11 protein-coding genes are annotated in these 9,742 nt (G+C 67.0%); 5 read left to right on the forward strand and 6 right to left on the reverse strand.

Features of this window, described 5'->3' with window-relative positions; all coding sequences use genetic code 11:
- Positions 1-157: 157 nt before the first annotated feature.
- Both CFOUR_RS09755 and CFOUR_RS09760 read right to left on the reverse strand, forming a co-directional pair.
- Positions 158-1,303 (reverse strand): LytR C-terminal domain-containing protein, encoded by a 1,146-nt coding sequence (locus CFOUR_RS09755; RefSeq protein ID WP_085957225.1) that lies wholly within the window; start codon positions 1,301-1,303, stop codon positions 158-160.
- 58 nt (positions 1,304-1,361) lie between these two features.
- On the reverse strand, positions 1,362-1,583 hold the full coding sequence (locus CFOUR_RS09760) for a DUF3263 domain-containing protein (protein WP_085957224.1): 222 nt from the start codon (positions 1,581-1,583) through the stop codon (positions 1,362-1,364).
- Positions 1,584-1,598: 15 nt separating this feature from the next.
- On the opposite strand from CFOUR_RS09760, the gene CFOUR_RS09765 reads away from it, so the two are divergent.
- The 5 genes from CFOUR_RS09765 to cls are packed head-to-tail and all read left to right on the forward strand — an operon-like array spanning position 1,599 to position 6,122.
- Complete coding sequence (locus CFOUR_RS09765) at positions 1,599-2,177, forward strand: peptide deformylase (RefSeq protein ID WP_085957223.1); 579 nt, start codon at positions 1,599-1,601, stop codon at positions 2,175-2,177.
- Between the two features lie 18 nt (positions 2,178-2,195).
- Complete coding sequence (locus tag CFOUR_RS09770; protein WP_290179337.1) at positions 2,196-3,254, forward strand: hypothetical protein; 1,059 nt, start codon at positions 2,196-2,198, stop codon at positions 3,252-3,254.
- 3 nt (positions 3,255-3,257) lie between these two features.
- A complete protein-coding gene (locus tag CFOUR_RS09775; RefSeq protein WP_353959382.1) occupies positions 3,258-3,857 on the forward strand; it encodes a GNAT family N-acetyltransferase, cg3035/Rv0428c family in 600 nt (199 codons plus the stop codon).
- A gap of 5 nt (positions 3,858-3,862) precedes the next feature.
- On the forward strand, positions 3,863-4,654 hold the full coding sequence (locus CFOUR_RS09780; protein ID WP_085958584.1) for an exodeoxyribonuclease III: 792 nt from the start codon (positions 3,863-3,865) through the stop codon (positions 4,652-4,654).
- A gap of 7 nt (positions 4,655-4,661) precedes the next feature.
- Complete coding sequence (gene cls, locus CFOUR_RS09785) at positions 4,662-6,122, forward strand: cardiolipin synthase (protein WP_290179338.1); 1,461 nt, start codon at positions 4,662-4,664, stop codon at positions 6,120-6,122.
- 289 nt (positions 6,123-6,411) lie between these two features.
- Here cls and CFOUR_RS09790 read toward each other — a convergent pair whose 3' ends face one another.
- The 4 genes from CFOUR_RS09790 to CFOUR_RS09805 form a co-directional block, all read right to left on the reverse strand.
- On the reverse strand, positions 6,412-7,353 hold the full coding sequence (locus tag CFOUR_RS09790) for a DUF559 domain-containing protein (protein WP_085957219.1): 942 nt from the start codon (positions 7,351-7,353) through the stop codon (positions 6,412-6,414).
- Positions 7,354-7,595: 242 nt separating this feature from the next.
- Entirely contained in the window at positions 7,596-8,327 is a 732-nt protein-coding gene (locus CFOUR_RS09795; protein ID WP_085957218.1) for a hypothetical protein, read from the reverse strand.
- Positions 8,320-9,249, reverse strand: coding sequence for an ABC transporter ATP-binding protein (locus tag CFOUR_RS09800; protein WP_085957217.1), 930 nt, complete (start codon positions 9,247-9,249; stop codon positions 8,320-8,322). The genes CFOUR_RS09795 and CFOUR_RS09800 overlap by 8 nt, the downstream gene beginning before the upstream one ends.
- Positions 9,242-9,721 (reverse strand): NUDIX domain-containing protein, encoded by a 480-nt coding sequence (locus CFOUR_RS09805; RefSeq protein ID WP_085957216.1) that lies wholly within the window; start codon positions 9,719-9,721, stop codon positions 9,242-9,244. Before CFOUR_RS09805 ends, CFOUR_RS09800 begins: the two co-directional genes overlap by 8 nt.
- Positions 9,722-9,742: the final 21 nt, after the last annotated feature.

Genomic DNA, 9,742 nt, shown 5'->3' on the forward strand with positions numbered 1-9,742 from the left:
CCCGAACGCGTGTTTATATGCGCGGGTGGGGTTTGAGGTTCGCTGCGGTTCAGACCGCCGACATGCCGAAACCGGCTACCTGGAACCGGCTACCAGCGTCATTTTCGCTTGGTAGCCGGTTCCTGGTAGCCGGTTTTGCCGGGAATGCTCCGCAGGGCTAGCCGGCCAGCACCACTGCGACGGCCGAGCCGTTGTTCGCAGCCTGCTCCGGAAGGTTGCGTGCTCCCTCCGGCAGGTCGCCCTTCGCGCGGGCCGAGCCACCGACGCGGCGAGCCAGATCGCCTGCGACCTGCTCGGCGCCCGGCACGGCGGGATCGTAGAAGACGTAGGTCTCCGGGAAGACGCCGTAGACCTGCTCTGGCATGTTCATCACCTCGGCGTCAGCGGAGTTGTTAGCCACGTTGTACTGGCCCTTCAGCTGATCAGCGGTACGGCTGGCCAGCTCCGGGGTGCCGGAGTTGTTGTAGACGTAGACCTGCGCGGAAGCGTTGTCGATCGCCGCGCCTGCCGGAGCGGGAGCCGGCGCCGGTGCGGGCTGGCCGTTTTCAGCCGGCTGGCTCTCCGGGCGCTGCGCGTTCGGATCCTGCGCGTTGGGGTCCTGCGCGTTGGGGTCCTGCGCGTTCGGGTCGCCCTCGCCCGCGCGAACGGTGTCGGTCACGGTCGCGGTGTTCTGCGCGTTCGGGTCCCCCGCCGGGGCAGCCGGTGCGGAGGAGCCCGCGTTATCGCCGGCCGGGGCGGCCGAGGAAGCCGCGGTGGTCGCCGGCGCAGCGCCTTCGCCGTCGCCGCCGTTGTCGTCCTGGGTCATCTTCCAGATGCCCCACAGCGCCAGCAACGCCGCGACGGCGATCAGAATCATGGCCAGACCGCGCTTGGGCAGGCCGCCTTCCGCAGCGCCAGCAGCTGCTTTACGACGCCCCTTCGGCTCATCCTCATACGGCTCTTCGTACACCGCGTCGTCCGCGGACCGGGCGTGGCCGCGCGCACCAGCAGCCGTGGCACCGGCTGCGCCTGCGGCGGCGTAGTCGACGTCCTCGATGTACTCGGAGTCGTCGTCGCGGCGGTGCGCGCCGCGGTAGCCGGTGTCGGCTACGGCCTGGTCAGAGCCGTAATCGCGGCCGTAATCTGCCTCGTAATCGGCGCCATATTCGGGGCCGTAATCGTCGACGATTTCGGCGTCGATCGGCTCGGTGCTCTCGTAAGCGCCGTCAGCGCCATAAGCGCCGTCGTAGGACTCGCTGGAGTACTTGTTGTAGCGCGTCGAGCCGGAATCGGGGCGGTTATTGCCATAGTTGTCGTTAGTCACAGTGGAAACTCTAACCACACGCCTCCCGAAAGCAGGCACAACACACCGTGAACCTCAACTAGAGGTTAGACCTTTGGCCGTCGCGAAGCCTCTGCAACCGCCTGACCAGCTGCGGCTCAGCCGCGAGCGCATCGGGCGAGTCGAGCAGACCGTTCAAACGTTGGTAGTAGCGGATCGGCTGCATGCCCAGCTCAGCGCGGATCGCGTCCTCGCGCGCGCCGATCGACCTGGGGGCGCGCGCGGCGAAGCGGAGCACGGCGAGGTCGGTCTCGGTAAGCATGCCTAATATATTGGCATGACCATCCGACCCATCGTTATCCACGGCGACCCGGTGCTGCACGAGCCCACCAAAGAGGTCACCCAGCCCGTCGAGGAGCTGCAGGAGCTCATCGCCGACATGCACGAGACAATGGACGCCGCCCACGGCGTGGGCCTGGCCGCCAACCAGATCGGCGTGCCGCTGCGCATCTTCGTTTACCACTGTCCGGACGGCGACACCATGCGCCGCGGCACCGTGATCAACCCGGTGCTGGAAACCTCCGAGATCCCCAAGACCATGCCCGCCGACAACGGTGACGACGACGAGGGCTGCCTGTCCGTGCCGGGCTACGGCTGGCCCACCGGCCGCGCGGACTGGGCTAAGGTCACGGGCTTGGACGAAAACGGCAACCCGATCGAGATCGAGGGCACTGGCTTTTTCGCCCGCTGCCTGCAGCACGAGACCGGCCACCTTGACGGGTTCTTGTACACGGACGTGCTCACCGGCCGCTACAAGAAGGAAGCGAAGCGCGTCATCCGCGACAACGGCTGGAAAGAGGCAGGTCACACCTGGTTGCCGGGCACCGACGAAGATCCATTCGGCCACGACGCCTAACACGCTAAGATGTTCGCCATGCGTATCCCAGCCGCCATCGTCGCCGCGTCGCTCACCCTCGCCCCTGCGACGCCTGTGGAGCAGTTGCTTAGCGACGTCTCCACCACCCACGAGTCCTCCGTCACCGCGATCAACAGCGCGGAGACGGACGAGGAGGTCCGCGAGGCGCTGATCTCGTGGCGCAAGGAGCTCATCGCCGCCGCCGACGAGCTGGCCGAGCTGCGCGAGGAAGCGGCCGAAGATGGCCTGACCGACGATGAGAAGGACACCTTCGACAAGGCCGCGGCCGAGATTAAGCGCGAGCGCGCCGGCGTGCGTGAGCTGCGTGCGGAGCTTTTGCCTGACGACGCTCCGGTGGTCGTGCCCGCTCCCCTCGAGGGCCTGGGCGGGCTGCTGGGCACCACCGCATTCGATGCCTACGAGCGCTCGGACAACGGCGACACCCCGATCGTGTTCGGCATCCCCGGCGCGCAGCGCACGGAAGCGGCGGAGACCACTGCAACGTCGCCGAAGACCAGTGCAACGGCACCGGCTACCACGCGGGCGACCAAACCGACCGTGGCGAAGGAGCCGACTGCCCCCAGCACTGCGGCCGAGTTCGGCTCCGAGGTGACCCACCGCGTGGAGCGTCTCCAGGACTCCGATGACTCCGAGGAGACCACCGAGGAGACCACCACGGCTACGGACTCCTCCACCACGTCGACGACCACGTCGGCCTCGGAGACCACCACCGCAACAGCGTCGAACCTGTCCGGCAGCTCCACCACCTCCTCTGCGACGACCACGACGCCGTCGTCCACTACTTCTGCGTCCACGACCAGCTCGTCGTCCAGTTCGCGCTCCGTGATGCAAAACCGCACCACGTCGGCGACCTCCAGCTCCTCCAGCTCGACCACCACCTCGAAGACCTCCTCTTCTACGTCGAAGACCACGACGTCGGACGACGAGCGCGACGGCGACCTGGCGGATACCGGCACCCCGATGCGCGGCCTGATCGCCGCCGGCACCCTCGCCCTGCTGTTGGGCGCGACCCTGGTGCTCACCGGCATGGTGCGCCCGCGCGGGTCGCGCAAGTAAGGCGTGTCCCGGATCTTCCGCTCCGACGAGGTCGCCGTGGGCGACCGCGTCGTGGTGCGCCAACGCCGCGGCGAGCACGCCAGCGACATCATCGGCCACGTGCTCTCGCTCGACCCGCTGGTGATCCGCCCGCAGGAGGTCGGCGGCTTCCCGTCGTCGAAAGAGGCGATTGAGGTCTCAGACCTGCACATCATCAAAAAGCTCTCCCCGCGCACGGTGCGCAACTCCGAGATCCGCTCGCTAGAGCGGCGCCTGGCAGACCGCCTCGACGTGACAGAAGAACAATGGGCCGGCGGCTGGTGCATGCGCACCGGCGCAGGAGACGAGGCCAATTCCGCTGTCCCCCTCGGCCCGGCCGCCGGCTTCGAGCCACTGCCGCTCGAGGCAATCCGCGCCTTCTACGCCGACCGGGGGCTGCCGGTGCGCCTGACTATCCCGGAACGCATCGGCAAACCCGCCTTGAAAGTGCTCGACGACGCGTGGACGCTCCACGACGAGCAGGTTGCGTGGGTTGCAGGGGACGCCTTCGGTGTGGCGTCGCTAAGCGCACTGCCCGCAGGGGCCATGGAGCATCATCGCCGACGGATGGCGACGCTAGGCTAGGCCGCATGCGAATCGCCACATGGAACGTCAACTCGGTGCGCACCCGCGCCGAGCGGATCGCCGCCTTCCTCGAACGCGAGGACGTGGACGTGCTGGCGATGCAAGAAACCAAAACCGCGGACTCTAAGTTCCCCTACTCCACCTTCGAAGCCGCAGGCTACGAGGTCGCGCACGTGGGCGTGAGCCAATGGAACGGCGTGGCCATCGCCTCACGGGTGGGGCTGGACAACGTCCGCGACAGCTTCGAGCGCCAACCCGCATTTGCCAAAACCGGCGAGCCGCAGCGCGAAGCCCGCGCCGTGGGAGCCGTCTGCGGCGGAGTGGACGTGTGGAGCCTGTACGTGCCCAACGGCCGCGAGATCGGCGACCCGCACTACGACTACAAACTGCAGTTTCTGTGGTCCCTGGCCGACCAGGTCCAGCCCGGCGAGCTGCAGGTCTACATGGGCGACTTCAACGTCGCGCCCCGCGACGAGGACGTGTGGGACATCTCCTGGTTCGAAGGAAAAACCCACGTCACCGAGCCGGAGCGCGCCGCCTTTGAAATGCTGCTCGAATCCGGACTCTACGAGGTCACGCACGAGCAGCCCTACACGTTCTGGGACTACAAATCCATGCGCTTCCAGAAAAACGAGGGCATGCTCATCGACTTCCAGCTCGCCACCAAACCCATGTTTGACCGCGTGCAGCGCGCCTTCGTCGACGTGGAGGAACGCAACGGCAAAGGTGCTTCCGACCACGCCCCCGTGATCGTGGACTACGACACCCGCGGCCTGGCCTACGACGACGTTAGGTGAGGGCCCGATGAGCCTGGACCTGTCGTGGTGGCAGTTCGCGGCCATGGTCGTGGACTACGCCATCAAGTTCGTGATGATCGGCGTCGTGCCGGGCGGGCGCAAACCCTCCTCCGCCAACGCGTGGCTGCTGCTCATCCTCCTGCTTCCCGTGGTGGGCCTGCCGTTGTACCTGCTGTTCGGCTCCACCTTCGTCTCGCGGCGCCGCCACCGCATCCAGGTGCAGGCCCGCCGCGCGCTGGACGGAGCGTGGGCCGGCCCCGACGACACCAGCCGCCACCTGCCGCCCGAAACCGCCTCGCTGGTCCACCTCAACCGCGAGCTCACCGGCTACCCCGCCGTCCGCGGCGACGTGCGCGCCCTCTGGGCCGACTACCGCAAGACGATGCTGCGCATAGCCAAGCTTATCGACGGCGCTTCCGCCACCATCTCCATCGAAATCTACGCCGTCGCCTGGGACGACACCACGGACGTCGTCTTCCAAGCACTCGAACGCGCAGTACAGCGGGGCGTGCACGTGCGGTTACTGTTCGACCACATCGGCTCCGCCAAATACCCCGGTTTCAGGAAACTGAAAAAACGGCTGACCGACATCGGCGTGGACTGGCACATGATGCTGCCGCTAGCACCCCTGCGGGGACGCTGGCGACGCCCCGACCTGCGCAACCACCGCAAACTGGTGGTCATCGACTCGCAGGTGGCGTTCCTCGGCTCCCTCAACCTCATCGACCGCGGCTACCTCATGCCCGGCCACGTCCGCGCCGGCCGCCAATGGGTCGACGCATTCGTGGAGCTGGAAGGGCCCATCGTCTCCTCCGTGGAGTCCATGTTCGCCGTGGACTGGTACACAGAATCCGGCGAACGGTTGGATGTGGCGGGGGCGCCGGAGGAAACGTCGACAAGCAAAGGCGACGTGCTACAACTCGTCCCCTCCGGTCCCGGCTACCTCACCGAACCGAACCTGCGCATGTTCAACTCCATGATCCACAACGCCAAAGCACAGCTCACGCTCTGCTCGCCCTACTTCGTGCCCGAGGAATCCATGCTCGAGGCCATCACCTCCGCCTGCTACCGCGGCGTGCGCGTGGACCTGCTCGTGGGCGAAAAGGCCGACCAGTTCATGGTGCAGCACGCGCAATCCGCCTACTACGAGGCGCTGCTCAAAGCCGGGGTGCACATCTGGGAATTCCCCGCGCCGTACGTGCTGCACACCAAATTCGTGCTCGCGGACCCCGGGCGCGAAGGCGCCGTCGGCGTGGTGGGATCCTCCAACATGGACATCCGCTCCTTCTCCCTGAACTACGAGTCCTCCCTGTTCGTCGCGTCCGGGTCACTCTTGCCGGCGCTGGAGCAGCTCGGCGCGAACTACCTGGCCGTCTCGCGGGAACTGACGCTGGAGCGGTGGGCGCAGCGGCCCTGGCACCGGCGGTATGTGGACAACGTGATGAAGCTGACGTCGGCGTTGCAATAGGCGTTGGTGCCGGCGGCTCGGCGGGGGCGGCGGCTCGGCGGGGGCGGGGTCTGCGCTTGCGGCTCGGGGCGGCGGCTCGGAGGGCGCGTTTGCGCTTGCGGCACAGCCCGCGCCCCAGCCCCCAGCCCGCGCCCATCCCGCGCCCGCGCTTGCGCCCCCTTCCCGCGGAACCGGCTACCTCCAACCGGCTACCGGGCGAAAAACCCAGTGGTAGCCGGTTGGAGGTAGCCGGTTTTGGGGTTCGGGCCCTCATGGCGCGGGCCTGCCCCACCCCGGCCGGGCTCGGCCCCTACCGTGGGCGGTGCACAGTGGCGCGGACACGCACAGACGGATTCGCGTCCGCTTCCGCCTTCATTTCCAGGATTCGGCGGATGCACCCTTCGGGGTCGCGGATGATCTCTGCGGGAAACAACCGGATGACGGCGTACCCCTGCTCCTTCAACCAGCGATCGCGCGTTTCCTGCTTGATCACTTCCTCGTAAGGTTTGTTCTTGAACTTGAGGTAGCCGTCGATCTCGATGACCAGCGTTCCCCACAGCAGGTCAACTCGGTATTTCCGGCCTATCCACATCTGCTCGTCGACCTTGATTCGGCGCAGCGCCAACAGCACTCGAATGACAGACTCGAACGGCGATTCCGACTTGGCAGAGCTCAGGGCCACAGCTTGCCTCGCCCGGCCGATCCCCCGTTTTCCCCGCATGCGTTCCGCCACCGCAAGGATGCGGTCGCACCAAGATTGCTGGTCAATCGGCGACGTGCCGGAGTATCGCCCGTCAATGGCAGCCACCGCTTCAGGGATCCCGTGGAACCTCGCGATATCCGCCACAGTGCGGGCCGGGGTAGTCACGCGCAGTGTTGCGCCTGCACCGGCGCGATCGAGCGGTTGGCGGACCTCCCAGTCGACCTCCGGGACACGGATGTGGCGGTAGAGCACCCCTTCCGGCCACTGCCTTTTCGGGGGCGGGTTGCCGTTGGTCTGCGCCAACTCAACCAGCTCCTCCCCGTTGGGAACGACCCACAAACCGTTCAGGCGTGCGGCGGATCTGCCCACCAGCACCGATTTGTAGGCGGCCGCCGATACGGAATAGCAGCGCAGATACTCCCGTTCGTGCGATGCCAGGCCGTCCCAATCGGCAGTGGCGATGAATTTGGTTGCCGAGAGTTGTCGGCAATCCTGCCCTTCAGCAGCTTGCCTGGACAACAACATCCCAGCGAGGCGTGCGCGGTCCATGATCCCCCCCCCATTTCGGTCATCCCCCCCGATGACACCGGTCAGGCTAGCAAACCAGGGTCGCACTCGCCTGCCACGCCGCCGCAAAAAGGGAAACCGGCTACCTACAACCGGTTACCACTGGGTTTTTCGCCCAGTAGCCGGTTGGAGGTAGCCGGTTCCGCGGAGGAGGAGGTAGCCGGTTCCGCGGAGGAGGAGGTAGCCGGATCCGCGGAGGAGGCGGGGAGGAGGCGGCAGCCCCTTTAAGCGTCGCGCGCCTCCAGCAGGATTACGCCGATGACCCACAGCGCCACCGCCCACACCGCGAAGATGCCCAGCGAGGCGTTCAGCGACCACTGCCCGTTCGGCGAGTTGGTCATAAACGCCATGAGGTTGCCAAACGGCATGTACTTGGCCACGTCGGCGCCGAAGCGCGGGATGATCCCGATGATGGTTTCCAGGGGCAGCATCATGCCCATGCCAATCACGACGGCACCTGCTGTTTGCCGCACGATCCAGCCGATGCCCTGCTGGAACATCGTGATCAGCGCCATACCCAGCGGCACGGCCCACAGCGCGCGGTGCACTGCCGTGTTGTGCAGCCAGTCCGCGCCGATGGTGGCGGTGGCGTCGCCGATTGTGAAGCCGATGGCAAGGCTCGCGAGGGCGAGAAGGGCAGCCAGCACGGCACCGAGCAGGAGTTTGACCAGGGCGACCTGCCACCGGTTCGGCGCCACCCGGAAGTTGGTGGCCGGGATGCCGAAGCGGTACTCGGTGGACACCGTCATGGAGGCTTGGACGATGACGATGATGCCGGCGGTCAGCGCCAGGGTGGCGACCACGGCCATGGGTGCGTATGGCATGCCGCCGACTCGGGAGGCGGAGCCGAAGAGCGCGCCGAAGAAGGCGCCGAAGGCGAGGGTGAGTCCGGCGTTCCACCAGAAGGAGGCGGTGGAGCGCAGTTTGGTCCACTCGGCTGGGAACAGGTTAAGCATAGGTACCTCCCGGGGAGACGTACTGGGCGTGGCCCTCGGTGGATTGTAGGTAGGCCTCCTCGAGGGAGGCGCGGCGTTCGCTGAGCTCGGACAGGGGCACTCCGGCGTCGAAGGCGATGCGGCCGATGTCGTCGGTGGTGCGGTCCGGGATGCGGAACACGTGCGTGCCGTCTTCGGTGGAGCGTGTGAATGGCACTTGCTCCAGCGCTGCGGCGAGGGCGGCCGCGCCGTCTTCGGTGGGGGTGCGCACGATGGTGGACACGCCGGAGTTGGCGCGGATGAATTCGTCCATGGAGGTGTTGGCCACCAGGTGGCCGCGGCCGATGATGATGAGGTCTTGGGCGGTTTGCGCCATCTCTGCCAAAAGGTGGGAGGAGACCAATACGGTGCGTCCTTCCGCGGCGAGGGATTGCAAAAGGCCGCGTACCCAGTGGATGCCGGCGGGGTCGAGGCCGTTGACGGGTTCGTCGAGGATCAGGTATTCCGGGTCGCCGAGCAGCGCTGCCGCGATGCCGAGGCGTTGGCCCATGCCGAGGGAGAACCCGCCGACGCGTTTGCCGGCGACGTCTGTCAGGCCCACCAGTTCGAGCACTTCGTCGACGCGGGTGCGCGGCAGGCCGGCGGCCTGCGCTTGCCAGAGCAGGGCGGCGCGGGCGGAGCGGTTGGGGTGGACACCTTTGGCGTCGAGAAGCGCGCCGACTTTGCGCGCTGGGTCGGTGAGCTTGCGGTAGGGCACTCCGTCGATCAGCGCGGTGCCGGCGGTGGGTCGGTCCAGCCCCAGGATCATGCGCATGGTGGTGGATTTACCTGCGCCGTTGGGGCCGAGGAAGCCGGTGACAACGCCGGGTTTGACGGTGAACGTGAGGTCGTTGACCGCTTCGACGTTGCCGTACCGTTTGGTCAGGCCTTGCACTTCAATCATGCGGTTCAGTATGCACCATCGCCGTTTGGAGCACATTGCTTAGCGACGCCGCGAAGCCCGGGTGCAGCTCATAGCCCGCAATGTCGCGCAAGGCCACCCACCGGAGCTCTTCCGATTCCTCGTTGGCGGTCACGGCCAGCGGGGCCGGGCACAGCGCGATGACGGTGGTGTAGCTCCAGCCGGGCAGGTCGGTGGTGGTCAGTTCTTCCACCACGCGCAGCTCGTCCGGGTCGATGGCGCACTCCTCCACCGATTCACGCACGGCCGCCTGCGCTGCGGTTTCGTGGCTGTCGCGGGCGCCGCCGGGGATGCCCCAGGTGCCACCTTGGGCTGTCCAGGCGGCGCGGTGCTGCAGCAGCGCTTTCGCGTCTGTGCCTGTTCCGGCAACGAGGAAGAGTCCAGCCGCGCCGTACTTGCCCCACAGTCGTGTTCCGTCGGGTGCGGTGACCCAGCCGTTTCCGTCGCCAAGCATGGCCCCCACTGTAGGTGGGAA

The sequence above is a fragment of the Corynebacterium fournieri genome, assembly GCF_030408775.1.
GTDB lineage: Bacteria > Actinomycetota > Actinomycetes > Mycobacteriales > Mycobacteriaceae > Corynebacterium > Corynebacterium fournieri.

Excerpts from the sequence above, each read along its gene's own strand:
- CFOUR_RS09805 (WP_085957216.1), bottom strand. The coding sequence starts at position 9,721 with ATGCTTGGCGACGGAAACGGCTGGGTCACCGCACCCGACGGAACACGA.
- CFOUR_RS09790 (WP_085957219.1), bottom strand. The coding sequence starts at position 7,353 with ATGGACCGCGCACGCCTCGCTGGGATGTTGTTGTCCAGGCAAGCTGCT.
- CFOUR_RS09770 (WP_290179337.1), top strand. The coding sequence starts at position 2,196 with ATGCGTATCCCAGCCGCCATCGTCGCCGCGTCGCTCACCCTCGCCCCT.
- CFOUR_RS09765 (WP_085957223.1), top strand. The coding sequence starts at position 1,599 with ATGACCATCCGACCCATCGTTATCCACGGCGACCCGGTGCTGCACGAG.
- CFOUR_RS09795 (WP_085957218.1), bottom strand. The coding sequence starts at position 8,327 with ATGCTTAACCTGTTCCCAGCCGAGTGGACCAAACTGCGCTCCACCGCC.
- CFOUR_RS09800 (WP_085957217.1), bottom strand. The coding sequence starts at position 9,249 with ATGATTGAAGTGCAAGGCCTGACCAAACGGTACGGCAACGTCGAAGCG.
- CFOUR_RS09780 (WP_085958584.1), top strand. The coding sequence starts at position 3,863 with ATGCGAATCGCCACATGGAACGTCAACTCGGTGCGCACCCGCGCCGAG.
- cls (WP_290179338.1), top strand. The coding sequence starts at position 4,662 with ATGAGCCTGGACCTGTCGTGGTGGCAGTTCGCGGCCATGGTCGTGGAC.
- CFOUR_RS09760 (WP_085957224.1), bottom strand. The coding sequence starts at position 1,583 with ATGCTTACCGAGACCGACCTCGCCGTGCTCCGCTTCGCCGCGCGCGCC.